General features: G+C 46.3%; 21 protein-coding genes. 13 read left to right on the forward strand and 8 right to left on the reverse strand.

Features of this window, described 5'->3' with window-relative positions; all coding sequences use genetic code 11:
- Position 1 precedes the first annotated feature (1 nt).
- Genes Q8O20_RS10380 through Q8O20_RS10390 form a run of 3 tightly spaced genes read right to left on the reverse strand, consistent with a single transcriptional unit; the run spans position 2 to position 2812 of the window.
- Positions 2–958 (reverse strand): MlaD family protein, encoded by a 957-nt coding sequence (locus tag Q8O20_RS10380; RefSeq protein WP_305531100.1) that lies wholly within the window; start codon positions 956–958, stop codon positions 2–4.
- Complete coding sequence (locus tag Q8O20_RS10385) at positions 942–1697, reverse strand: ABC transporter ATP-binding protein (protein WP_305531101.1); 756 nt, start codon at positions 1695–1697, stop codon at positions 942–944. The genes Q8O20_RS10380 and Q8O20_RS10385 overlap by 17 nt, the downstream gene beginning before the upstream one ends.
- The gene (locus tag Q8O20_RS10390; protein WP_305531102.1) at positions 1694–2812 is read right to left on the reverse strand and encodes an ABC transporter permease; all 1119 of its coding nucleotides are present in this window, start codon (positions 2810–2812) and stop codon (positions 1694–1696) included. The genes Q8O20_RS10385 and Q8O20_RS10390 overlap by 4 nt, the downstream gene beginning before the upstream one ends.
- A 105-nt stretch (positions 2813–2917) precedes the next feature.
- Between Q8O20_RS10390 and Q8O20_RS10395 the strand changes: the two genes are divergently transcribed.
- Positions 2918–3718 carry a D-alanyl-D-alanine carboxypeptidase family protein gene (locus tag Q8O20_RS10395; RefSeq protein ID WP_305531103.1) on the forward strand — a complete coding sequence of 267 codons (801 nt, stop codon included), beginning with the start codon at positions 2918–2920 and terminating at the stop codon, positions 3716–3718.
- Here Q8O20_RS10395 and Q8O20_RS10400 read toward each other — a convergent pair.
- Positions 3707–4201, reverse strand: a complete 495-nt coding sequence (locus Q8O20_RS10400) for a DNA-deoxyinosine glycosylase (protein ID WP_305531104.1) — start codon at positions 4199–4201, stop codon at positions 3707–3709. The two genes, Q8O20_RS10395 and Q8O20_RS10400, sit on opposite strands and share 12 nt — an antisense overlap.
- Positions 4202–4296: 95 nt before the next feature.
- On the opposite strand from Q8O20_RS10400, the gene purH reads away from it, so the two are divergent.
- From purH to Q8O20_RS10420, 4 genes are all read left to right on the forward strand, one after another.
- On the forward strand, positions 4297–5832 hold the full coding sequence (purH, locus tag Q8O20_RS10405; protein WP_305531105.1) for a bifunctional phosphoribosylaminoimidazolecarboxamide formyltransferase/IMP cyclohydrolase: 1536 nt from the start codon (positions 4297–4299) through the stop codon (positions 5830–5832).
- A 148-nt stretch (positions 5833–5980) separates the two neighbouring features.
- Positions 5981–6850 carry a J domain-containing protein gene (locus Q8O20_RS10410; RefSeq protein ID WP_305531106.1) on the forward strand — a complete coding sequence of 290 codons (870 nt, stop codon included), beginning with the start codon at positions 5981–5983 and terminating at the stop codon, positions 6848–6850.
- Position 6851: 1 nt separating this feature from the next.
- Positions 6852–7238, forward strand: a complete 387-nt coding sequence (locus tag Q8O20_RS10415; RefSeq protein ID WP_304739992.1) for a heat shock protein transcriptional repressor HspR — start codon at positions 6852–6854, stop codon at positions 7236–7238.
- 4 nt (positions 7239–7242) lie between these two features.
- Positions 7243–7929 carry a uracil-DNA glycosylase gene (locus Q8O20_RS10420; RefSeq protein ID WP_305531107.1) on the forward strand — a complete coding sequence of 229 codons (687 nt, stop codon included), beginning with the start codon at positions 7243–7245 and terminating at the stop codon, positions 7927–7929.
- Here the strand turns inward: Q8O20_RS10420 and Q8O20_RS10425 are convergent.
- Together Q8O20_RS10425 and Q8O20_RS10430 are read right to left on the reverse strand one after the other, a co-directional pair.
- Positions 7916–8926, reverse strand: a complete 1011-nt coding sequence (locus Q8O20_RS10425) for an endonuclease/exonuclease/phosphatase family protein (RefSeq protein WP_305531108.1) — start codon at positions 8924–8926, stop codon at positions 7916–7918. The two genes, Q8O20_RS10420 and Q8O20_RS10425, sit on opposite strands and share 14 nt — an antisense overlap.
- Complete coding sequence (locus tag Q8O20_RS10430) at positions 8926–10878, reverse strand: M3 family metallopeptidase (protein ID WP_305531109.1); 1953 nt, start codon at positions 10876–10878, stop codon at positions 8926–8928. The genes Q8O20_RS10425 and Q8O20_RS10430 overlap by 1 nt, the downstream gene beginning before the upstream one ends.
- A 157-nt stretch (positions 10879–11035) precedes the next feature.
- Between Q8O20_RS10430 and nifJ the strand changes: the two genes are divergently transcribed.
- From nifJ to Q8O20_RS10445, 3 genes are read left to right on the forward strand one after another with little or no spacing between them, the layout of a single operon-like run.
- A complete protein-coding gene (nifJ, locus tag Q8O20_RS10435; RefSeq protein ID WP_305531110.1) occupies positions 11036–14602 on the forward strand; it encodes a pyruvate:ferredoxin (flavodoxin) oxidoreductase in 3567 nt (1188 codons plus the stop codon).
- Between the two features lie 2 nt (positions 14603–14604).
- The gene (locus Q8O20_RS10440; protein WP_305531111.1) at positions 14605–15600 is read left to right on the forward strand and encodes a dihydroorotate dehydrogenase-like protein; all 996 of its coding nucleotides are present in this window, start codon (positions 14605–14607) and stop codon (positions 15598–15600) included.
- Between the two features lie 40 nt (positions 15601–15640).
- Positions 15641–16261 (forward strand): DUF502 domain-containing protein, encoded by a 621-nt coding sequence (locus Q8O20_RS10445; protein WP_305531112.1) that lies wholly within the window; start codon positions 15641–15643, stop codon positions 16259–16261.
- On the opposite strand, the gene Q8O20_RS10450 is transcribed toward Q8O20_RS10445, so the two are convergent.
- On the reverse strand, positions 16224–17321 hold the full coding sequence (locus tag Q8O20_RS10450; RefSeq protein ID WP_305531113.1) for a trypsin-like peptidase domain-containing protein: 1098 nt from the start codon (positions 17319–17321) through the stop codon (positions 16224–16226). The genes Q8O20_RS10445 and Q8O20_RS10450 overlap by 38 nt on opposite strands.
- Positions 17322–17323: 2 nt before the next feature.
- Positions 17324–18673, reverse strand: coding sequence for a hypothetical protein (locus Q8O20_RS10455; RefSeq protein WP_305531114.1), 1350 nt, complete (start codon positions 18671–18673; stop codon positions 17324–17326).
- A gap of 97 nt (positions 18674–18770) precedes the next feature.
- Here Q8O20_RS10455 and pyrH point away from each other — a divergent pair, with 97 nt between their 5' ends.
- From pyrH to Q8O20_RS10480, 5 genes are read left to right on the forward strand one after another with little or no spacing between them, the layout of a single operon-like run.
- Positions 18771–19481, forward strand: coding sequence for a UMP kinase (gene pyrH / locus Q8O20_RS10460; protein WP_304739972.1), 711 nt, complete (start codon positions 18771–18773; stop codon positions 19479–19481).
- Between the two features lie 18 nt (positions 19482–19499).
- The gene (locus Q8O20_RS10465; protein ID WP_370688073.1) at positions 19500–19715 is read left to right on the forward strand and encodes a DNA-directed RNA polymerase subunit omega; all 216 of its coding nucleotides are present in this window, start codon (positions 19500–19502) and stop codon (positions 19713–19715) included.
- A gap of 21 nt (positions 19716–19736) precedes the next feature.
- Complete coding sequence (locus tag Q8O20_RS10470; protein WP_305531115.1) at positions 19737–21896, forward strand: bifunctional (p)ppGpp synthetase/guanosine-3',5'-bis(diphosphate) 3'-pyrophosphohydrolase; 2160 nt, start codon at positions 19737–19739, stop codon at positions 21894–21896.
- Between the two features lie 3 nt (positions 21897–21899).
- Complete coding sequence (tyrS, locus tag Q8O20_RS10475) at positions 21900–23102, forward strand: tyrosine--tRNA ligase (RefSeq protein ID WP_304739687.1); 1203 nt, start codon at positions 21900–21902, stop codon at positions 23100–23102.
- Complete coding sequence (locus Q8O20_RS10480; protein WP_304739689.1) at positions 23099–24190, forward strand: nitronate monooxygenase; 1092 nt, start codon at positions 23099–23101, stop codon at positions 24188–24190. Before tyrS ends, Q8O20_RS10480 begins: the two co-directional genes overlap by 4 nt.
- Positions 24191–24192 lie beyond the last annotated feature (2 nt).

Genomic DNA, 24192 nt, shown 5'->3' on the forward strand with positions numbered 1-24192 from the left:
ATTACTCTCCTGGACCCGGTTTCGGGGTTGATTTTTTGAACAGCAAATCGGAAGGACTCTCTCTAAGAGAGCGTAGTGTCATCTCCATTTCGTTTGTGAGGGAACGGGTTTGCTCCAGTAGGATTGTGAGTTCACTACTGGCCGGAGTAATATCATAATCACCTCGATCGACGTTGGCTTCTAGCTTTTTGATCAGGGTATGGCTCTCTCTTGAGGTTGCCTCAAGGGATTCGAGGGTTTTTGCCATTTTAGTTTGTACGAGTGTATTGAAATTACCCGAAGCGGTTTTGACGCTGATAGCAGCATCACCTACAGCTCCGAGAGACTTTGAAGCATTTTTTTCAAAGGCGATACTTTGTCCCAATAAGGCTTTAATCTCCCCTTGATAGTCGTCGATTTGAGCAGTTAAAGAGCGTAAATGTTCTAATGATTGGGCAACGTTTTCAACATTTTTATCGCTGAAAATACGATCGGCTCGATCTAGTGTGCGGGAGAGTTTGGAGGCCACGTCACTGAGTGATTCATCCAGACGTGTAATTAAAGAGGGGCTGGAGGGGATAGTCGGTATGGTGCCATTTCCGTTAGAGAGGAGCGGTGCATGTCGGGAACCGCCGGCTATTTCGATAAAGGCTAGCCCCGTAATACCGTAAAATTTGAGCAGTGCATTGGAATCGGTTTTGATCGGGGTCTCTTTTTTGATTTTTAGAGTTAACTCGACCTCTTCGCTGTTGTGGGGATTGATACGGATCGATTCAACTTTTCCGACGTCAACACCGTGAAATTTAACAGATGCTTCCGGGGCGAGTCCCGAGACCGATTCGGTAATAAAAACCTTATAACGGCGGTACAATCGCTCATCTTGATTGTATTTCCCCAACCAAAAAGCAAAGGCAACGAGGGCAACTGTGAAGAGGACAATGAAGACACCCATAGCGGTATAGTTAACACGTGATTCCATACGATCCCTTTTGAAAAAAATAATCGATAATCGGATGCTCGATTGCGAGAACCTCTTCAAGGCTCCCTTCTGCAATCGCTTTTTTCTCTCCCAATAACGTAAATCGATCCACAATATGATGAATTGTATCCAAATCATGGGTCACCATAATAATAGTAAGCCCTAAAAGATCACGTAATTGTTGAATTAGTGCATCAAATTGACGTGAGCTTAGGGGGTCTAGTCCTGAGGTCGGTTCATCCAAAAAAAGGAGTTTAGGATCAAGGGCAAGGGCGCGAGCGAGAGCCGCCCGCTTAATCATCCCGCCGCTGAGCTGGGAGGGGTAGAGATGTTTTGCGTGGGGCGGAAGTCCCACAAGGTTGATTTTTAGCCGGATCAACTCCTCGATGAGCTTAGGTGAGAGATTGGTGTATTCGTTGTAGAGGAGTGCGATGTTCTCTCCGACGGTGAGAGAGGAGTAGAGGGCGCCCGATTGAAATAGTACTCCCCAAGAGCGGCGTAACCCGGCCGCTTCCAGCGGGGTTAGTTTGGAGAGATCGTGCCCCAGAACATGGATGGTGCCGCTTTGAGGGCGCTCCAAGAGGATCATCTCCCGCATCAGGGTCGATTTACCCGATCCGCTTCCCCCTAACAGGGCGTAGATTTCGTTTTCTCGTACCGTGCAGTTGATATGGTCGTGAATCAGATGTTCTCCGAATGCAGTAACGACATCACGAACATCGATGATAATCTGTTTCACAGTTTCAGTTCCGTTAAGAGGATAGAGAAAAGTGCATCACAGGCAATGACCAAAAAGATAGCATTTACGACACTTTTGGTGGTATAGCGCCCTATACTCTCCGTATTCATGGAGACTTGAAATCCGCGGTAGGTACTTACAAAAGCGATCAAAAAGGCGAAAAAAGGTCCTTTTATGATACCGATGAGGTAATGTTTCAATGCTAATGCACCCTGAAGACGGTGGATAAATTCAGTGAAACTCAAATGCGAATGTGCCTGTGCAATCACCATTCCTCCGAAAATCCCTACCATATCAGCAAAGAAAATAAGGAGCGGCATAACGATCATTAGCGCGAATACTCTCGGCCATACCAAAAAGGTAAAAGGGTCAAATCCCATCGTTTTCATCGCATCGATCTCTTGGGTCATTTTCATGGCACCGATTTGGGCGGTAAATGCCGAACCGCTCCGTCCGGCGACGACGATTGCGGTGATCAGGGGGGCGAGCTCACGGGTGAGGGATATTCCGATCATATCGACGATAAAGATATCGGCACCGAATTTTTGAAGCTGGACAACACTTTGATAGGCTACAACGACCCCGATCAAAAACGCACTGATAGCGATAATGGGAAGTGCCCGTGTTCCCGTCTCCACAATATGGGCTCCGATAGAGCGATAACGGATGAGACTCGGATGTTTGAGGGTATAAAACAATAAAACAAATGCTTCACCTAAAAAGGATAAAAAATTTCCGATCCCTAAAATACTTCGATGTGTTTCTTTCCCAATCTGATAGAGCCAAGAGGGAGATTTAGGCAATGGAGCTTCTTGGAGCGCTTTTGCATAGAGAAGACGGAAAAGATGGGAATGCTCTTTTTGTTCGCCGATCGTTTCACAGATACATCCCTTCTCTTCAAACCTACGGTTTGAGAGCTGCCACAATGCAACTCCCGATGAATCGATGTCAGATATTCCGCTAAGATCCCAAAGGACGTAGGTATGAGGCTGAAGAGTTTCGAGTTGATGCGTCACGGAAAAGAGATGTTCAATCGTCCATGCACCACTGCACCCTATAAGGGTACGAGAAGCTTCCTCTGTGATGATAAGGGATGCGGATATAGCACTTTGCATCGTTTATTATAACGCATTCTATAAAATCTTAATTCATATTTTTAGTGAATGGTATAGTGTTTGCTTTTTAGTATCACTACAAACATTTTTTCAAGGATTTAAGTCATGGTAAAACATTTATGCGCACTTCTTTTGGGTTTTTCACTCACCCTCAACGCTCAAATCGATAAAAATGAGCTCAATAAACTCGAAGTAGAAGCGCTGTTAGTCAAAGATATGACCTCAAAACAGATCCTTTATTCCAAAGAACCGTTTAAAGAGGTTCAACCTGCCAGCCTCACCAAAGTGATGACGGTTATGTTGGCAATTGAGCAAGGAAAATTGAATCGTCCCGTGACGATTACACGTGAAATGACAAAAGTAGAACCGACAATCGCGGGTTACCGTCGAGGTGATGTGATTATTCTGGAAGATTTGATCAAAGCGACAATGATCAAGTCTGACAACGATGCGGCCAAAGCGATTGCGATCACGATCGGCGGGAGTGAAGAGCGATTCGTCGAGATGATGAATGCCAAAGCCAGAGCGATTGGGATGACTCACACATCGTTTACCAATCCATGCGGATACGATACCAAGGGGCACTACTCCACGCCAAAAGACCTTCTGAAAATGGCCGAATATGCGATAAAAAATCGTAAGTTTAATGAAATCAGCAAAATGAACGAACACCGATACCGTGCTCTCAATAAAAATCGCGAATTTTACGCCTACACCCATAACCGTCTTTTGAATCGCTATCAGTATGCCGTCGGAATCAAGACGGGTTATACGGCCAAAGCGGGACCGTGTCTAATCGCACGGGCAAAGAAAGACGGCAAAGATTGCGTGATTGTTATGATGAACGCCAAAGGGGATCGCTGGAAGACGGCGAAAAATATCTTTGAGCAGGTGTTAGAGAGTTAAATACGTTTCTAAAAATTCTGTGTAAATTTTTGTTTTTTCTTCACGCGTCATTGCGGCATGCGCGGGTGAGGTGGAGGGGAGAAGCACTTTCTCTACTTTCAAATCTTTAAAAAATTTCATAAACAGATCATGGCTTTTTTTCCCCGTAAAGGCGAAGGCTTGTATATTGGGATACTCTTCTAATAGTTTTTTAAAATCATTAGGGATGCAGTTTTTCAGATTCGTATCACTCGAATTGCTCCTCTCGCATGAACCAATCACGTCCCACAACCCAATCCCTTTTTCGAAGCAAAATGCTTTTTTCGCCTCATTGGTTTTCAAATGAACATCAAAAATTGATTCCATAATCGGCCAAAATGCGTTGCGGGGATGGGCGTAGTAAAAGGCTTGTTCAAATGATGCGATACTGGGAAAACTGCCGAGGAAAAGAACACACGTATACTCATCAAGGATGGGTGAAAAAGGGTGAATATAGGGTTTCATAGAAGAATTTTATCTCAATTTACCTTCCCCTAAACCACCATTTGCTACAATTCCACCATTAATTTATGGGCATATGTCCCAATCAAAGGAACTGCATGAAGCGTGCATTGCTCAGTGTCAGCGATAAAAGCAACATCGTTGAATTTGCCAAATCTCTTATCGGTTTGGAGTATCAAATCATCTCTACGGGCGGAACGTACAAAATGCTCACGGATGCGGGTGTAAGTGCCATCGAGATCGATGAGGTGACCAAATTCCCTGAGTGTTTCGAGGGGCGTGTTAAAACCCTAAATCCGTACATTCACGGCGGTATCTTGCACCGACGTGATAAACAATCACATCTCGATCAAGCGGTTGAACTCGGCGTTGAAGCGATCGATTTGGTGTGTGTCAACCTCTATCCGTTCAAAGCGACGATTGAGAAAACGGACGATTTCGAAGAGATCATCGAAAACATCGACATCGGCGGCCCTGCGATGGTTCGCTCTGCGGCGAAAAACTTTGATAGCGTTATTATCCTTACTGATCCGTCAGACTACTCACTTGTTCTCAATGCGATTGCTAACGGTGAAAACACGGTTGAGTTCCGCCGTGATCTCATGATCAAAGCGTATGAACACACAGCGGCGTATGATAGTATGATCGCCAACTACATGAACAAGCGTTTCAACAACGGCATGGGGTCTAAACAGTTCATCGTCGGGAACAAAGTAATGGATACCCGTTACGGCGAAAACCCGCACCAAAAAGGTGGATTGTACGAATTTGATACGTTCTTCTCACAAAACTTCAAAACCCTCAAAGGGGAAGCGAGCTTCAATAACCTTACCGACATCAGCGGTGCGGTGAAAATCGCGGCGGCATTTGGGAATGAAAACGCGATTTGTATCGTCAAACATGGTAATCCGTGCGGTTTTGCGATCCGTGAAAACCTCCTCGATGCGTATAATGAGGCTCTTAAATGCGATCCTATCTCCGCGTTCGGCGGTGTCGTCGCGGTGAACGGTGTCGTGACAAAAGAGCTTGCGGAGAAGATGAATGAAATGTTCCTCGAAGTGATTATCGCAGGCTCTATCGATGAGGAAGCGCGCGCGGTGTTCGAGCCGAAAAAACGTCTCAAACTCTTCGAATACGGCAGTGATCGTATCGCCCTCAGCAACGACGCAATCGATTTCAAACACATCGACGGCGGATTTGTATTCCAAGACGCCGATCGTGTAACGGTTGAAGAGATCAAAAACGCGAAACTAGTTACCAAACATGTCGCTAGTGATGCCGCGATGAAAGATGCTGAAATCGCTTATAAGGTCGCTTCACTCACTAAATCAAACTGTGTCGTTTATGTCAAAGATGCGGCGATGGTCGCGGTCGGTATGGGGATGACCTCACGTGTCGACGCGGCGCGCTGTGCATTGCGTAAAGCCGAAGAGATGGGTTTGGATGTGAGCGGTTCGGCGTTAGCGTCTGAAGCGTTCTTTCCATTCCGTGATTCTATCGATGCGGCGGCGGGTGCGGGTGTTAAAACCGTTATCCAACCGGGCGGTTCAGTACGTGATGAGGAAGTGATTGCGGCAGCGGATGAGCACGGTATGGCTCTTTATTTCACCGGTGTTCGCCACTTTTTACACTAAGAATAGTTGCGTCATAGAGGCGCAATTATCCATTCCTCCTTTTTCCCTATCTTACGAGCTCTTCTTTTTAACCTTGATTGACTTTGACTCAACTATTCTGTTATAATTTTTGATAAATAATTAACTATGATTTGAACAGGATACCATTATGTCTAAAAGTTTATACACTACCCTCGAAATCGCTCCCGGTGCGAGTGAAGCCGAGATTAAAAAAGCGTACCGAAAACTCGCCCGTCAGTATCACCCCGATGTGAACAAAGACCCGAAAGCGGAAGAGAAATTTAAAGAGATCAATGCGGCGTATGAAGTCCTTAGCGATAAAGAGAAACGTGCCAAATATGATCAGTTTGGTGACTCGATGTTCGGCGGACAAAACTTCCATGATTTTGCCCGAGGGCAGGGGGGGAATGTCGATTTGGACGATATTCTCCGTAATATTTTCGGTCAAGGGGGCGGTGGCTTTGGCGGAGGCGGTTTCGGCGGCTTTGGCGGCGGTGGTTTTGGAGGTGGAATGAATCTCGATATCGATGCTAATGTGACGGTTCCGTTTGCCGTTGCCGTATTGGGCGGTAAGCACTCTATCGGTCTCTCGGGTGAGAGTTTCGATATTAAAATCCCTGCCGGAATCAAAAGTGGTGAAAAGCTTCGTGTTCGCGGAAAAGGGAAAAAACATGGAGCGCAAGTCGGTGATTTGTACCTACGAATCGATGTCGCCGCCAATCCGGAATATGAACGTGAAGGTGATAACCTCGTCAAAACGTTTAATGTCCCTCTCTATGCGGCACTTTTCGGCGGTAAAGTAGCGATACAGACCTTGGAGAAAGAGGTGACCCTCAAGGTGCCTGAAAACACGAAAAACGGCCAGCGTTTCCGTCTCAAAGAGATGGGGGTGATGAACCGTCAGACAAATACGCGGGGAGACTTATACCTCAAAGCCAATATCGTGTTGCCTGCTGTGGATAAAATCGATCCTGATTTGGTCGAAGCAATGAAAAAATCCCTTCCACAAGGAGTGTGACATGCACCATTTTGACGAACCGGTTTATATGATCAGTATTGTTGCCAAGATTTTGGATATTCATCCGCAAACCCTTCGTCAATATGAGCGGGAAAATTTGATCGCCCCTTCGCGATCCGATGGGCGCATCCGCCTTTATTCCCAGCGTGATATCGAAAAGATTAAAACAATCCTCCGTCTTACCCGTGAGCTTGGGGTAAATCTTGCAGGTGTGGATGTCGTAATGCGCCTCAAAGATAAAATGGAGATGATGGAAAATGAGCTTTCTGACCTCCGCAGTGAGGTGTCACGAATGCGCAGCAGTTCCAGTGTCCCCCCTGAGAAATCGTTGGTGACCAAACGGAGTATCTACGAAATGGTTATTTTCGAAGATGATATTTTAAAGTAACGTAGTGAGTATCATCCCGATCATCCATGAGAGCTGGAAAGAGGCACTGAAGAGTGACTTCACCCACCCCTATATGGAAGAACTCAAAGCGTTTTTAGTTGAAGAGAAAAAAAATTATACTATTTTCCCGCACGGAAGCCATATTTTCAATGCGTTTAATTCCACCCCTTTTGAGAAGGTCAAAGTGGTCATTTTAGGGCAAGACCCTTACCATGGGGCAGGTCAGGCTCACGGGTTGTCATTCTCGGTACAGCACGGTGTACAACTCCCCCCTTCACTTCAAAATATCTTTAAAGAACTGGTTTCTGATATCGGATGTGAGTATCCCAAAAGCGGTGATTTAAGCCATTGGGCTGCGGAGGGGGTATTGCTTCTTAACACCCTTCTTACCGTCCGTTCCGGTGAGCCGTTTTCGCACAAAGAGCGGGGATGGGAACGTTTTACAGATCAGGTAATTCGTACATTGAGTGATCAAAGAGAGCATATTGTTTTTATCCTCTGGGGTGCTCCGGCGGGAAAAAAAGCGGCTTTGATTGATGGAGAGAAACATTTGATACTCAAAGCACCGCACCCCTCACCCCTCTCATCGTATCGGGGGTTTTTCGGCTCAAAACCGTTCAGTCGGAGCAATGCGTATTTAACACAGTTTGGGATTGAACCGATTAAGTGGTGTGCGGTTACTGCACCTTAAACATTCCAAAGATAGGAAGGTGGTCGGAGTATCCCTCCCCTAGATGGTGTTTCGGATATTTGCGGCTTTGCTGCCAGCGGTACACTTTCCCTTTGTAAAAAAGGTAATCGGGATCATAGCGGTTGAAACTCCCCCGTACATACTCTATCCCCTTACCATCCGCCAGTGAAGGTGAGATGATCATATTATCCAGCCCTTCGCCGCGCCCTCGGTATTGGTGACTCCACCGCTTCGCTTCATCCAGTTCATACCAGAGATTGTACAGGTATCCGTTATTATTTTTAAGGGCTGTGTAGGTAACAGGATTCCCCTCATCGTCGATGGTTTTCAGGATATGATTGATCCCCGTAATCCCTTCGGTATCGTTGTGATGACGGCTTTTGAGAAAGGTTTTATACTCTTCATAATGGGAGTTAAAATCCCCCAGTAGCACAAACGGCTCATCCGGCGAGAGTTCACCCAGACGGTAAGCGAGCTGTTTGGCACTGAGAACACGTTTGCTTTCACCGCCGCTTTTGGACTTCCAATGGTTGACGAAGACCCTTAAACTCTTGCCGTTGATATCGATTTTGGCCTCTAAAATATCACGATATCTGCCATTGTGGCTTACGGTGTGTTTTAGGGCACTTTGGATCGGGTAGCGGCTCAGAAGTGCGACATTGACGTTCGATTTTTTATTTCGGGCAAAGACGTGGTAGCGGTAATAGAGACCTTGGCGATTGAGCTGGGCTTTGAGCGCTTTGAGTGCGATCTCCGACTCGATCTCCTGCAATCCGATGATGTCGGCACCGATCCCTTGTATCACTGTCGCCGTATTGCGCAATTTGATCTGATAGATCTCTTGCGTCCATCCCGCATCGCCGTTCGGAATATACTCTTCGTATTCATTGCCGTCCGTGTTCATATCGAACAAATTTTCGACGTTATAGCTCGCTATTTTCACTTCGACCCCTCCCACTAATGAGATCATTAACACCAAAAGCCAAACGAGACGCATTACTCAATCCCGCTCAGTCGGAGGAGATTTTTAGAGTCGCACTCCCGACCCATCATCTCCACAAACAGCTCCTGCATACTCTGAGATCCACCCTTGGCTAAGATGATCTCTTTATACGCTTTAGCGAGGTCGCTTCCGAAAACACCCTCATCCACGATGGCGTAATAGGCATCGGCACTGAGCACTTCCGCCCATTTGTAACTGTAATACCCCGCACTGTATCCGCCGCTGAAGATATGGCTGAATCCGTTTTGGAATTTGTTATAAGAGGGAGGTTTGATAAGGGCTGTTTCCTCGCGAATGGAATCGAGGAGGTTTTGAATCTCTTCTCCCTGATAGAGTTTTGAGTGAAGAGAGAAATCAAAGAGGGAAAATTCGATTTGTCGAAGCATAAACATCCCGCTCTGGAAATTTTTGGCACGGATCAGTTTGGCGATCATCTCGTCGCTGAGAACTTCACCGCTTTGGAAATGTTTAGCGAAGAGTTTCAGTACTTTCGGCTCATAGGCGAAATTTTCCAAAAACTGAGAGGGAAATTCGACCGCATCCCACTCGACTCCGTTGACTCCACTCACTCCGTGCTCTTTTACTTTGCTTAAGAGATGATGGAGAGTATGTCCCATCTCGTGAAAAAGGGTGACGACATCATCGTGACGGAGGAGTGAGGGGGAGGTGTCCGAGGAGGGTGGGAAGTTACAGACGACAAAAGCGCTGGAGAGATGGGTGCACCCTGTCGTATCTTCGCAATGGGTTTGGAAATTGTGCATCCACGCACCGCCTCGTTTGTCTTTACGGGCTTCGAGGTCGAAATAGACCCGTGCGGTGAGGGTATCGCCCTCATAAATATCGTAAACACTCGCTTTTGGATCCCAAAGCTCGATATTTTGAGGAACGAAGCGGATGCCGAAGAGTTCATTTAAAAAGGTAAACATCCCCTTCATGACACTGTGTTGTTCGAAATAGGGACGGTATTCTTCTTCATCGATATCGTATTGGGCTTTTTTGAGAATTTCACCGTAGTAGGCGGTATCGTAGCTTTGCAGATCGATTTCCGGTGCGATGGCGCGGAGTTCTTCAAGCTCTCGCATCCCTTGTTTACGGGATGCTTCAATGAGGGAGTTTAAAAAGCTGATAACACTTTCCGTACTCGGTGCCATTTTAGAGGCGAGGGAATATTCGGCGTAATTTTCGAATCCTAGAAGCTTTGCACTCTCCTGACGAAGCGCCATCAGTTCATCGATGATGGCTCCGTTTTGGGGTGCTCGGGTCGTGTAGGCGCGATACAGCTCTTCACGAATCGTGCGGTTGGGGCCGTAGGTCATATAAGCGATGTAAGAGGGCATTTGGAGGGTAAATCGGTATTTGGTGGCACCCTCTTCTTCAAACTTGGCGTCGTCTAAATCACTCTCCGGTATCCCCTCCACATCCGCTTTATCGGTGATGATCTTTTCATACGCATTGGTCGCATCGAGGACGTTTTGGGAAAAGTCGTTGGTGAGGGTACTTTTACGTAAATTAATCTCGGCTAAACGCTCTTTGGATGCCTCATCCAGATGGGCTCCCGCGAGTTCGAAATGGAGGATATTGAGATCGAGGATACGGCGCTGTTCGGTATTTAGATGATCGTACTCACGGGCTTTTATCGCTTTAAACGCTTCGTAGATATCAAGATTTTGTCCGACAAAGGTGGAGTAATCGGTGAGAATCGGGAGGGCATCCGCATACACTTTTTGGGACGCTTCGGAATTTTTGATGGCATTGATATGCGAAAGGGGGGTAAAGAGGAGTTCTAAATCCTCTTCCATCAAATCAAACGGACGGACAAAATTGGCATACGTTTTATCAGAAATCGCTAATAGATCGGCAATAGTTTTGTGATTAATCTCGATAAGGGTGTTGAGATCAGCAATAAAGGTCTCTAAGTTGAGTTTAAAATCGGCAAACGGGTTCATTATTTTCTCCTAATATGGATGATATTGTAGTCAAGTGTTTCAAAAACTATTCTAATGGAGAAGATTTAAGAATTTAGAATAAATATTGTTTTTTTTGGGTTACAATTGTAGGAGATGCAACCATAATTATCCTACAAACAAAACAGGAAATTTCATCATGAGTCAATCCGATACTATCACAGTAGACGGTAATGAAGCCGTCGCCCTAGTTGCCCATAAAATCAATGAAGTGATCGCCATTTACCCCATCACCCCCTCCTCGCCGATGGGGGAGTTTAGCGATCTTTACAGTTCCAAAGGGCAAAAAAATATCTTCGGCAGTGTGCCGGAAGTTTTTGAGCTGCAAAGTGAAGGGGGGGCGAGCGGTACGGTTCACGGAGCGTTGCAGGCAGGGTCTCTCACCACCACCTTTACCGCGTCGCAGGGGTTATTGCTGATGATCCCGAATATGTACAAGATCGCAGGCGAGTTGAGCGCAACGGTATTTCATGTTGCCGCTCGCTCACTGGCGGCGCAGGGACTCTCGATATTTGGAGATCATCAAGACGTTATGGGGGTTCGACAAACGGGTTTCGCACTTCTAGCGTCCAATTCGGTTCAAGAAGCGCATGATTTCGCCCTTATCTCCCAAGCCGCGACTCTCCGTTCCCGTATCCCGTTTCTCCATTTTTTCGACGGCTTTCGAACCTCACATGAAGTGAGTCGAATTGAGAAACTCTCCGATGACGTTCTGAAAAAAATGATTGATACGGGTTTGGTTGCGGCTCACCGTCGTAGGGGACTAAGCCCCGATCATCCTGTCCTTCGCGGAACGGCGCAGAATCCCGATGTTTATTTTCAAGGTCGCGAGAGCGTCAACCGATATTATCAGGCGTTACCCGAAATACTTCAAGGGGAGATGGATCGTTTTTCTACACTTACGGGACGCTCCTATCATCTGTTCGATTACGTCGGTGCGGCGGATGCGGAGCGAGTGATCGTTTTGATGGGCTCAGGTGCCGAAGCGGTGGAGGAGAGTGTCAATTATCTGATTGAGAGAGGGGAGAGCGTAGGGCTTATCAAAGTGCGTTTGGCACTGCCGTTTGATTCAGAGGCATTTATCGCGGCACTTCCTGCGTCGGTGCAAGCGATCGGGGTACTTGATCGTACGAAAGAGCCGGGAAGTGTCGGCGAACCTCTGTATCACGATGTGGTGAGTGTGCTGTTTGAGCGAGGAGAGTCTCTTCCGTTTAAAATGCCTCGGATCGTGGGGGGGCGCTATGGCCTCTCGTCCAAAGAGTTTACCCCGACGATGATCTTTGCAATTTACGAGGAACTCTCTAAAACCTCCCCGAAAAATCACTTTACAATCGGGATTGATGATGATGTGACTTTCACCTCATTAGAGTATGATCATGACCTGATTCTTGAAAATAAAGATCAGTTTCAAGCCATCTTTTACGGTCTTGGCTCGGACGGTACGGTGGGGGCGAACAAAAATACGATTAAAATTATCGGTACCGAGACGGATCATTATGCGCAGGGCTATTTCGTCTATGATTCGAAAAAATCGGGTTCGATGACGACGTCGCATCTGCGCTTCGGTACCAAGCCGATCCGCTCGAGTTATCTGATCCAAAAAGCCGATTTCGTAGCGGTACATCAGTCGGTATTTTTGGAAAAACTCGATCTCCTTGAGATTGCCAAAGAGGGGGGAATATTTTTGCTCAACACGCCCTATCCCAAAGAGGAGGTATGGCGTCGCCTCCCCCGTGTGACACAAGAGCGGATCATAGAGAAGAAGTTAAAGTTCTATGCTATCGATGCGTATAAAGTAGCGCACGCATCCAACATGGGTCGGCGGATCAACACGGTGATGCAGACCTGTTTTTTCGCGATCAGCGGTATTCTCTCTAAAGAGGAGGCGATGGCTAAAATCAAAGGCTCCATCCAAAAAACCTATGGTTCCAAAGGGGACGTGATCGTGCAGATGAACTACGCCGCCGTCGACGCGACGTTGGAAAATCTCTACGAAATCGATGTCCCTGCGAGCGCTGATTCTTTGTTCGAACTTCAAGCAACGCTCAAAGGTGATATGTCTGAATTTACCCGCGAGGTGATCGGAAAAATTACCGCGTTCAAAGGGGATACGCTTCGGGTTTCCCAAATACCCGATGATGGGACATGGCCGACGGGGACGACGCAGTATGAAAAGCGAAACATCGCTCAGGAAGTTCCTGTGTGGGATGCGGATACCTGTATCCAGTGCAACAAATGTGTCTCGGCGTGTCCTCACTCGGTAATCCGATCGAGTGTTTTTGATATTTCGTTTTTGAAAAATGCTCCGGCGGGATTCAGTGCCAAAGGGGCAAAAGGGAAAAACTTCGGGGAGAATGAGGTGTTTAATATCTCGGTTGCTATCGAAGATTGCACGGGATGCGCCCTCTGCGTTGAAGTATGCCCTGCCAAAAATAAATCCCAAACCAATCTAAAAGCGATTAATATGGTTCCACAGATGGCGTTGCGTGAAGCGGGAATCGCGCAGTGGGATTTTTTCCTCTCGCTTCCTAAAATGGATAGAGGCTCGCTCGATCCTAGCAACCTCAAAGAGTCACAGTTTTTAGAGCCTTTGTTTGAATTTAGCGGGGCGTGTCCGGGGTGCGGGGAGACACCGTATGTGAAACTCGCTTCTCAGCTGTTCGGGGATCGGATGGTGATCGCCAATGCGACGGGGTGCAGTTCGATTTACGGCGGTAATCTCCCGACTACTCCGTGGAAAAAGAATGATGAGGGGAGAGGGCCCGCATGGTCAAACTCGCTCTTTGAAGACAATGCCGAATTCGGGCTGGGATTCCGTCTCTCTATCGATGCACAGAATGATCGGGCGCGGGGAGTGCTTGAAACACTGAAACCGCATTTGGATGGGGCACTCGTCGAAGAGATTCTCAGTGCCGATCAGCATGAAGAATCACAGATCAATGCGCAGCGCGATAGGGTCGAAAAACTCAAATATTCACTGAAAACACTGGACAAGGAGGATGCCAAAACCCTTCTTGAACTTGCCGATTATCTCGTCAAAAAATCGGTCTGGATTATGGGGGGAGACGGCTGGGCGTACGATATCGGCTATGGAGGATTGGACCATGTCCTCGCCAGCGGTAAAAATGTCAATATCCTTGTCCTTGATACACAGGTTTACTCCAATACGGGCGGGCAGCAGTCCAAAGCGACGATGACGGGAGCGGTGGCAAAATTTGCCGCAGGGGGGAAAGTAGGGGTTCCTAAAGACCTCGCTGCTATGGCCATTGCCTATGAAAACGTCTATGTCGCCAAAGTCGCGATGGGGGCGAACGATACCGCAACGATAAAAGCATTTGTCGAAGCGGAGCGGTATGAGGGCCCTTCCATTATTATCGCCTATTCGCATTGCGTAGCGCACGGGTATGATCTGAAATACGGATTCGATCAGCAAAGAAGAGCGGTGGACAGCGGTCTATGGCCGATTTTCAGGTTCAATCCCGATAAAATCAAAGAGGGGGAAAATCCGATGACATTGGATTACAAGGGGCCTAAAATCGATGTGAAAGATTTTATGTACCGTGAAACCCGCTTCAAAATGGTTGAAAAAATGAATGCCCTTTCGGCAGGAACTTTTCTTCAGACAGCGGCTCATACCGCCGAATCGCTTTATGCACGCTACCAAAATCTGCATGCGTATTATGAACCTTCATCGAAGGAGGCGTAATTATGGATTTCACCACCACATTTTTAGGATTGAACCTCAAAAATCCCCTGATTGCCAGTGCATCCCCGTTGACCTCTTCAGTGGAGAGTATCCGCAGACTCGAAGATAACGGTATTGCCGCCGTTATTATGCACTCATTGTTTGAAGAGGAGATCAACCATGAAATCCATCAGATTGACCATTTTCTCCATATTAACAGTGACTCAAATGCCGAAGGGACCTCCTATCTTCCGAGTGAAGTCGATTTTGAGAATCTTCAAGCCGACAACTACCTCGAAGAGATCCGACGGATTAAAGCGTCGGTTTCACTCCCTCTTATTGCCAGCTTGAACGGTATTTCAGCAGGGGGATGGATCAGTTATGCGAAGAGACTTCAAGAAGCGGGTGCCGATGCGCTGGAACTCAATATCACCTATATTCCTACTTCGATGGAGATGGAGGGGTATAGAGTTGAGCAGATGTACATCGACACCGTAGCACAGGTGGCAGAGCGGATCGATATCCCTTTGAATGTCAAAATGAATGCTTATTTTTCGAACCCCGCCAATATGGCGAAACGGTTTGTGGAAGCAGGGGCAAAAGGGTTAACCTTGTTTGATAATCCCACGCGGGTGGAAGTTGATTTGGATCTTTTGAGCCCGTTGCAAAGAGCCAATATCACAACCTCTTACAATCTCAGCGAAACACTGAGATGGTGTGCCATTTTGTATGGGAGACTCTCTTGTTCACTGTGTGCCAACACGGGAATCCACAGCGGTGAAGATGTCCTTAAAGCGATTATGAGCGGAGCCGATACGACGGCATTGGCATCGGTGCTACTAACCAAAGGAGAAGGGGAAATCAAGCAGATTTTGAGTGATATGGAGGAATGGATGGAGAAACACGAGTACGAATCGATTTCTCAGATGAAAGGGTCTATTTCGTTAGCTCATACCGATAACCCTTCGGTGTATGAACGTAACTCCTATATGTATGCGTTGCAACACTACCGCCGATAACTATGCGGTATAATTCGTCCTATTTAAAAGGGTATGATACATGAGCATAAGAATTAAATTATTACTGCGTTATATTTTTGTGGGGGCGCTTTCGCTGTTCCCTTTGATCTTGGTGATCGTTGTTGTCAATTATCTTAAAAATTTAGGGGTAAGTGCTTACTCTTCCCTGCACGATTACACAAATTCATTTGGGGTGACCTTGGCATTGATGGCGGGTGTTATCGCTGTTTTCGCCGTACTCGGATATTCGATTGAGAAGTACGGGCGCTCCATCTTTGTCTCGATGATCGACAGTACGTTTGAGAAAATTCCGGCTATCCGCTCCGTTTATTCGGTTTCTAAAAAACTGGCTGCGATGCTCAGCGGCGGGGAAGACGGGACGAAAAAAGAGGTGGTACTTGTTGAGTATCCCAAAGAGGGGTTATGGGTTCCGGCGTATCTGCTGAATCGCTACGAAAATATTTGTGTCCTTTTCATCCCCACCTCTCCGAATCCGACGAGCGGTTATACGGTTATGGTGGATGAAGCAAAGATCAAAAAAACGACCCTCACTCTTCAAGAAGCCTCGTCGTTTATTATCAGTATGGGGGCTGATTTTCCTCAAAAAGAGAGTGTATCAGCTCTTATTCAAACTCATCAAACTTCGGCTCAGGGGCATTAAAAGACTCTATAAGATGTTTTTGGTAGCGCGGAGCGCTATCGAAGAGTTTTCGCAACGCCCACATACCGTGTGTTTCACTGAGCGATGAGTCAACGATCACATAGGAGAGATAGACGGTGTTTTCGTTGATCGAAAACTGTAATCGCTCCAGCACACTGTTCTCCCCTAATAAATAATCATACAACGCTTCGATATTCTCCTGCGGAATACGGCAGAGCGCCGAATCGGCAATGACGATACCGTTATCGTAGTAATTGATGTCGATACGGCTAGATCCCATCTCAAATCGCCAGCTTCGTTGACTTCGGCGTGAGAGGGTGACGTTAATCTTCAGTGCCGCTAATATCTTTTCTATCAATGCCACGACACCCGAGGGTTTATACCCCTCACGACGTCGTTTGGCAACATCAAGCTTCGTTCCGCATTTGGGACAATAATCGTTTTGGATCGTAGATTCTACAATTAGATTTTTACATGAACCGCATCGGATGACATCTTCGGTTTTTAGAGCATTAAACTGATCGAGTGCCTCTTTAAGGGTGTATGAGGGGAGGGCAAATCCGAGATTATTGGAGTTTTGGATGATAAACGTGTTGACACCGATCACCTCCGCAGAGTCGTTGAGGAGCGGCCCTCCACTGTTTCCGGGATTAATGGCGGCATCGAATTGGATGTATTCTACCTCTCCCTGCAACCGTGATGCTTTGGAGACAATCCCCTCCGTCGTAGAGTAATTAAGCCCATAAGGATGTCCGATGGCGATGACGCCGTCTCCGTCTTGTACGGGTGCTTCTGAAAGGATCAGAGGATTTTTACACTCGATAGAGATGGGGGAGCGGATAAACGCGAGATCAAATGCAGGATCATCATAGATTACCGTACCGATGGTTTTGGGAAGTGTTTTGGTGCTGATCAATACTTCTTTAAGGCCGCTGACGACATGCGAGTTGGTAACGATGAGTTCTCCGATGAGAAATCCGCTTCCGCTACCGTAGGGGTTAGTAATCTGGACGATACTCTCAATCGTTTGTTCGACCATTTTCTGGGTGGTTGTATTCACACTTACACCTCCGTATAATCGAGATTTTTGATTTGAAGATAAAAGCTTTGGCTGAAATGATCCAAATCACTGTAGCTCAGATGTTCGGAAAAATTGTTCAGCCCTTTGTAACGGCTCATATACGGCTCTATCGATTCACGGATTCGCTGTTCGATGAGGTTCTCTTTAAAAGTACGGGTGAGGGGGTCGTACAGCGGCGTCTCTCCTGCGGCTTTGAAAAAATCAGAGGCGTACACTTCGACATGCAGATGAAGAAGTGATCGCAGTGAGGGGTGAAGTCCGTAGTTGTAGAGTATATAGAGGGAAATATAGCGGTAAATTACGGTGATAACATAGGTTGAACGGTTATTTTTGTACCATCGCACTTTTCCCAGAGACTCTTCGATAAAAGCGGAAATTTCATCGTGCATTGCCTGCTCGAACGGGGAAAATGTATAGGCAGAGTTATAAAATTGCGTTGCGAAGGAGTCGATATCCATCGCGCTGAGCTCACTCAGATATTGTTCCAAATCGGCATTTTTATCTTCGGTCAGTTTCTCATCGTCCATAAAATAGCCGTTGATTTTTTCACTGATATTTTTAGCCATTTTTTTGTGGGGGAGGAGAAGATAATCGATCTGAAGGAGTAAGGCAAGGTAGCTAAACGAGGTCATTCCGGTATTGTCGTTGGATAAAAGGCCGATAAGGCTTTGCTTGGTCTCTTGAATCCATTGCTGCATAAAAGTGAAGTTAACCTCAATATTTTCGCGAGGAACGCTGAGGAGATGTTCGGTATCCAGCAGCAGTGATTCATCAAATTCGCCGGCAATAAACTCTTTTTCAAAATCGGCATTAAGGGCGATTTCACGGAGCGGATAAAAGATTTTTTGGGGGGTTATGGTGGCATTGTCGAGGCGAATAGAGAGTTTTACGACCCCTTTGGATTCGCTGAAACGGCAGTAGGTGAGTTGGAAGTCACGCTCTAAAAAACGGCGTTTGATTGCGACGTGAAGTCTGAAGCTCAGGGCAATATCGGCATAGGCCTCTAACGATGTAGCAGTGACAATGCCTTTGATGAGAGCAGAGCCTTGCGTAAGGCTGAAATGGAGAGATTCTTCAAGGCGTTCAATACTCAGATGGGGAGAGGGAAAGCTGTTTTCCTGATGTAGGAGAGAGGACAAAAAATACTCATATCCGCTTAAAATATCACCGTCGATGAAAGCTGCTGATGAGCGTTCAAACAGTTCTCTCTCATCAGTGTTCGGAAGGGCATGAATCCCCCGCCCATACTGTGGAGCACGGTGCATAGGGAGCGGATTTAACCAGGTTTTAAACGTATCGAACAGCCCCACTTCATTTTTTCCTTTATCCATTATGAAGCTTAGTGTAATCAAAGCAACCTTAAAGCGACAATAAAGTATAATGCCCCTAATTTAAAGGGCACATCAAAGATGCTTTATAGGGAGTTGTATGGGCTATAAACGTGTTTTGGTAAAATTCTCCGGTGAGGCGTTGGCCGGAGAAAACGGTCACGGTATCGACACGAAAATTTTGAAATTTATTGCCGGTGAGATCAAAACTCTCGTTGATGCAGGGATTGAAGTGGGAATCGTTATCGGCGGCGGCAACATCATTCGCGGTGTGACTGCGGCGGCTGATGGGATTATCCGTCGAACCTCAGGTGATTATATGGGGATGTTGGCAACCGTTATCAATGCGATTGCTATGCAGGAAGCGTGTGAACATGAGGGGATGCTGGTGCGCGTCCAAAGTGCGATCAAAATGGAACAAATTGCCGAAGCGTTTATCGTACGTCGTGCAACCCGCCATTTAGAGCGGGGTCGTGTTGTGATTTTCGCAGCAGGGACGGGTAATCCGTTCTTTACGACCGATACGGCTGCGACCCTTCGTGCCATTGAAATCGGTGCGGAAGTAATTATCAAAGCAACTAAAGTAGACGGTGTTTACGACAAAGATCCTAAAAAATTCGATGATGCGATCAAACTTCCGAGTCTCGGATACGAGCAAGCGTTGCAAGATCATATCAAAGTGATGGACGACACCTCTATCGCATTGGCCAAAGAGAATAAACTCCCGATAATCGTGTGCGATATGTTCACGCCGGGCAATCTTCTCGACATTATCCAGGGTAACCTTTCGCGTTGCTCTATCGTAAAATAAACTAAAAGGATCATTGACATGAGACTCGAACAACTTACTGCAAAAGCACTTGAAACTGCTAATATCGACCGTTACCAATTGGCTATTGCCGTTGCAAAACGCTCAGAAGAGCTTCTTAACGGAGCAACAACAAAACTTAACGTGGATGTAAAAAAAGCTAAAACAGCTGATATCGCTTTGATGGAGATTGCCGAAGGGTATATCACGATCAAAGGTTTTGTAGACAAAGACTAATTTTACTAAAAAGCGGCATCATTGAATACCATCGACATAGAAAACGTAATCGGAATCAATGATGTTGAGGGTGCGATAGCACACCTCTATAAACATATCCCCCCCTCGAATGCCATCCAAAATGCCCTTACCTTTTCACAACAAGCCCATCACGGTCAGTTTCGTAAAAGCGGTGAAGCGTATATTGTCCATCCTGTTTTAGTCGCATCGATTGTTGCGAATATGACCGGCGATGAAGCGATGGTCATTGCCGCGCTTTTGCATGATGTCGTAGAAGATACCCATATCGGTATTGATGAAATCGCACGTGATTATGGGGATGATGTTGCTCATCTCGTAGAGGGATTGACGAAGATCGATACGATCAGAGATGCTCAGCTGATCCCGTCAAATTCCGATGAAAAACTGGTCGTTTCGGCATTGTCGTTTCGTAAAATGCTTATTGCCTCAATCGAAGATGTTCGGGTATTAGTGGTCAAACTGTGTGATCGTCTTCACAATATGCTTACCCTTGAAGCGTTGGCTCCTATCAAACAGCACCGTATTGCTGAAGAGACACTTGTTGTTTATGCTCCGATTGCAAGCCGTTTAGGTATCTCTTTTCTTAAGAACCTCTTGGAAGATTTGAGTTTTAAGTACCTCTTTAGCGAAGAAAAACAAACCATTGATATGTACTTTGAGGAGAACTTCCGATCTATCAATGTCCGTTTAAGCGATTTTTGCGAAAAATTGACCAAAATGATGCTGGAAAATGGGTTTAATGAAGATGACTTTGAAATTCTCAGCCGCGTTAAACACCATTATTCGATCTATCTTAAAATGCAGCGAAAAGGGATCAGTATCGATGAGATACTTGACCTTTTGGCTGTACGGATATTGGTTAAAAAACCGATAGACTGTTACCGTGTTTTAGGGTTGGTTCATCTGAATTTTCAGCCCCTCTCTTCCCGTTTCAAAGATTACATTTCGATCCCGAAAGAGAACGGGTATCAGACGCTCCATACCAGCGTATTTGATTCGACGGCAATTTTTGAAGTGCAGATTCGTACCTATGAGATGCACAAAACAGCGGAACTTGGGGTTGCGGCGCATTGGAAATACAAAAGCGGCGGGAACAATCCGATCAGCCTTGATTGGCTCCATAATCTTCAGTACCAAAATGAATCGGTTGAAGCCTTTTACGAACTGATCAAAAATGATCTTTTCAGCGAAGATATCAGTGTCTTTTCTCCGAAAGGAAAACCTTTTACTCTCCCTCGCGGTGCGGTGGCTCTCGATTTTGCCTATGCGGTTCATACCGAGATCGGTGACAGTGCAGAGGGGTGTCTCATTAACAAAGAGAAAGCCTCCCTTTTAAATGAACTCCACAACGGCGACATCGTTAAAATCACGACAGCCTCTAAAAAAATCAACCGATGCAGTTGGATTGACGCCGTAAAAACCTCCCGAGCCAAAGCCAGCATGCGGGCGAATTGTAACCAGCGGATCAAAGCGATTGATACCGAGACGGGGATGAATATTCTGAGTACCGTCTTGAATATGGATCCGATACGACTTGAAGAGCTGTTTGTCCAAACTCATTTAGAAGAGCAACGTCACCGTATCCCAAGTGAACTCGATCTGCTGAAAGAGACGGTAAACCGTTTCACGCAGGAGATGGGTGAGAACAACCGCATCAGTGCCTTTTTATCCCGTAACCGTTTTCGGTTGAAACCGTATGTTTTTGCATCGTTGGAAATCTATGCTGCCAGCAGTGTCGGCGACGCGGTATTCGATTATTGCTGTCATCCGAAAACCGGGGATGAAATCGTCGCTTTTTTACAGCAGGGGAAAGCACACATTCATCATAAAATGTGTAAAAACGCCGCAGGGATGATCGATCGCAGAGAACCGATGGTTTTTGTACGATGGAGAGCGCAGCACTATTTTCGCTACCACCTTATCATCAGTATGCAAAGTGCGAAAGGCTCTCTCGCCGATTTGCTCACCTATATGGCCAAAATGGGTGCCGATATCAATTCGATTGAACTGGGAAAAGAGAAATCAGAACATACACAATACTGCGAAATGGAGTTTCAAACTCTCGAACCCGATATTAACCGCCTTCGCTCCAAATTGGAGAAAAAAGGGAAAATCATACAATTTTTTCGGACGGATGATGCGTACCGAAGCCAAGGATAAATCATGATACAAACAGCATTACGTGAAATCAAACGAGGAACTGCCGAAATTATCGATGAGGCACGTTTAGAGACCCTTCTCAAAAATTGGTTTGAAAAAAAAGAAACGTATACCGTCAAAGCAGGATTTGACCCGACTGCTCCCGATCTTCATTTGGGACATACCGTTTTGCTCCAAAAACTGGCAATTTTTCAAAAATTCGGGGGACATATTCAGTTTTTGATCGGTGATTTTACGGCTCAGATCGGTGATCCTACAGGGAAAAGCGAAACGCGGAAAAAACTCCTCCCCTCACAAGTATTGGAAAATGCCCAAAGTTACAAGAATCAAGTCTTTAAAATCCTTGATCCGGAAAAAACGACCGTTGTATTCAACTCTGAGTGGATCAATCCGCTTGGTGCGGCGGGGATGCTCGAACTCACCTCGACCTATAATGTCGCACGGATGCTGGAGAGGGATGATTTCGATAAACGGCATAAAGCGGGAATCTCTATCTCCATTAGCGAATTTTTGTACCCGTTGCTCCAAGGGTACGATAGTGTCCATTTGAAAAGCGATATCGAGATCGGCGGAACGGATCAGAAATTTAATCTTTTAATGGGACGCCATTTACAACGGGTGTATGAGATCGGAAAAGAACAAAGTGTCCTTATGATGCCGATTCTCGAAGGGCTAGACGGCGTTCAAAAGATGTCCAAATCACTGGGGAACTACATCGCCGTAGCCGATGAGCCGAACGAGATGTTCGGAAAAATTCTTAGTATCAGCGATACGTTGATGTGGCGCTATTATGAGCTGTTAAGCAGCAACAGCCTCGATGAAATTGAAGCGCTTAAAGCCGGAGTCGAAAACGGTTCACTCCATCCGAAAAAAGTGAAAGAAGCACTTGCCCTTGAAATCACGGCACGATTCCATTCAGAGGACGCGGCATTAGGTGCCCAAGCGGAGTTTGAACGCGTCCATGCACAGAGTGAAATCCCGAGTGAAATGGATGAATTTAGTGCAGAGGCTCCGATCTGGATTGCCAAAGCACTGGTCGATTGTCTCCTAAGTCCATCTACTTCACAAGCCCGTCGGGAGATTAAGCAAGGCTCTGTTAAAATCGATCAAAATAAACTAAGCGATGAGCAATACCAACTTGAAGCAGGTGAATACATCCTTCAAGTGGGAAAACGAAAATTTGCGCGATTAAAGGTAACCCAATGAGTTTCAAACCAATTAAAATCGGTAAGCATACCATTAAAATTCCTATCGTTCAGGGGGGAATGGGTGTCGGAATCAGCTGGGATCGCCTTGCGGGAGCCGTCTCTTCTGAGGGAGGCCTTGGGGTCATCAGTTCCGTTGGTACGGGATATTATGAAGATAAAGTGCATGCGAATAAACTGATTGCTAACCGCCCGTTGGATGCGGAGAATTTTTACTCTAAAAAAGGGCTTGATGCGATTGTCAAAAATGCCCGAAAAATCTGTGGTGATGCCCCTTTGGCGTGCAACATATTGTATGCGATCAACGATTATGGCCGTGTGGTAACCGATGCGTGTGAAGCGGGAATTGATATCATCATTACCGGTGCAGGATTACCGACCAATATGCCTGAATTTACGGCGGATTATCCTGATGTTGCTTTGGTTCCGATTGTCTCCTCTCCTAAAGCACTCTCTATTATCTGCAAACGTTGGCAAAAACGGTACAACCGTCTCCCTGATGCCGTAATACTTGAGGGACCTCTCAGCGGCGGTCATCAAGGGTTTACGTATGAGCAGTGTGCAATGGAAGAGTATCAGCTTGAGAATCTTGTCGCTCCTGTCGTGGAAGAGGCCGCTTTATGGGGAAATATTCCCGTTATCGCAGCAGGTGGAATTTGGGATAAAAACGATATTGACGCAATGATGGCATTGGGTGCAGCGGGTGTACAGATGGGGACACGCTTTATCGGTACATTTGAGTGTGATGCCCATGATAATTTCAAAGAGGTTCTTCTTGCGGCTAAAGAGGAAGATATCACGTTGATGAAATCTCCGGTCGGTTATCCGGCTCGCGGGGTTCGTACCCATTTACGTGATTTGATCGATACCCGCACGGGTCCCTCTATCAAATGTATCTCTAACTGTGTTGCTCCGTGTAATCGCGGTGTCGAGGCCAAAGAGGTCGGTTTTTGTATCGCCGATCGTCTGAGCGATGCGTATCTCGGTGATAAAGAGCTTGGTTTGTTCTTTTCAGGAAGCAACGGCTACCGTATCGATAAAATTATCTCCGTCAAAGAGTTGATGGAAAAATTAACCCACGGGGAGTGAGC

Source organism: Sulfuricurvum sp. (genome assembly GCF_030691015.1).
Lineage (GTDB): Bacteria > Campylobacterota > Campylobacteria > Campylobacterales > Sulfurimonadaceae > Sulfuricurvum.

Excerpts from the sequence above, each read along its gene's own strand:
- Q8O20_RS10380 (WP_305531100.1), bottom strand. The coding sequence starts at position 958 with ATGGAATCACGTGTTAACTATACCGCTATGGGTGTCTTCATTGTCCTC.
- Q8O20_RS10390 (WP_305531102.1), bottom strand. The coding sequence starts at position 2,812 with ATGCAAAGTGCTATATCCGCATCCCTTATCATCACAGAGGAAGCTTCT.
- Q8O20_RS10395 (WP_305531103.1), top strand. The coding sequence starts at position 2,918 with ATGGTAAAACATTTATGCGCACTTCTTTTGGGTTTTTCACTCACCCTC.
- Q8O20_RS10400 (WP_305531104.1), bottom strand. The coding sequence starts at position 4,201 with ATGAAACCCTATATTCACCCTTTTTCACCCATCCTTGATGAGTATACG.
- purH (WP_305531105.1), top strand. The coding sequence starts at position 4,297 with ATGAAGCGTGCATTGCTCAGTGTCAGCGATAAAAGCAACATCGTTGAA.
- Q8O20_RS10410 (WP_305531106.1), top strand. The coding sequence starts at position 5,981 with ATGTCTAAAAGTTTATACACTACCCTCGAAATCGCTCCCGGTGCGAGT.
- Q8O20_RS10415 (WP_304739992.1), top strand. The coding sequence starts at position 6,852 with ATGCACCATTTTGACGAACCGGTTTATATGATCAGTATTGTTGCCAAG.
- Q8O20_RS10425 (WP_305531108.1), bottom strand. The coding sequence starts at position 8,926 with ATGCGTCTCGTTTGGCTTTTGGTGTTAATGATCTCATTAGTGGGAGGG.
- Q8O20_RS10430 (WP_305531109.1), bottom strand. The coding sequence starts at position 10,878 with ATGAACCCGTTTGCCGATTTTAAACTCAACTTAGAGACCTTTATTGCT.
- nifJ (WP_305531110.1), top strand. The coding sequence starts at position 11,036 with ATGAGTCAATCCGATACTATCACAGTAGACGGTAATGAAGCCGTCGCC.
- Q8O20_RS10440 (WP_305531111.1), top strand. The coding sequence starts at position 14,605 with ATGGATTTCACCACCACATTTTTAGGATTGAACCTCAAAAATCCCCTG.
- Q8O20_RS10445 (WP_305531112.1), top strand. The coding sequence starts at position 15,641 with ATGAGCATAAGAATTAAATTATTACTGCGTTATATTTTTGTGGGGGCG.
- Q8O20_RS10455 (WP_305531114.1), bottom strand. The coding sequence starts at position 18,673 with ATGGATAAAGGAAAAAATGAAGTGGGGCTGTTCGATACGTTTAAAACC.
- pyrH (WP_304739972.1), top strand. The coding sequence starts at position 18,771 with ATGGGCTATAAACGTGTTTTGGTAAAATTCTCCGGTGAGGCGTTGGCC.
- Q8O20_RS10465 (WP_370688073.1), top strand. The coding sequence starts at position 19,500 with ATGAGACTCGAACAACTTACTGCAAAAGCACTTGAAACTGCTAATATC.
- tyrS (WP_304739687.1), top strand. The coding sequence starts at position 21,900 with ATGATACAAACAGCATTACGTGAAATCAAACGAGGAACTGCCGAAATT.
- Q8O20_RS10480 (WP_304739689.1), top strand. The coding sequence starts at position 23,099 with ATGAGTTTCAAACCAATTAAAATCGGTAAGCATACCATTAAAATTCCT.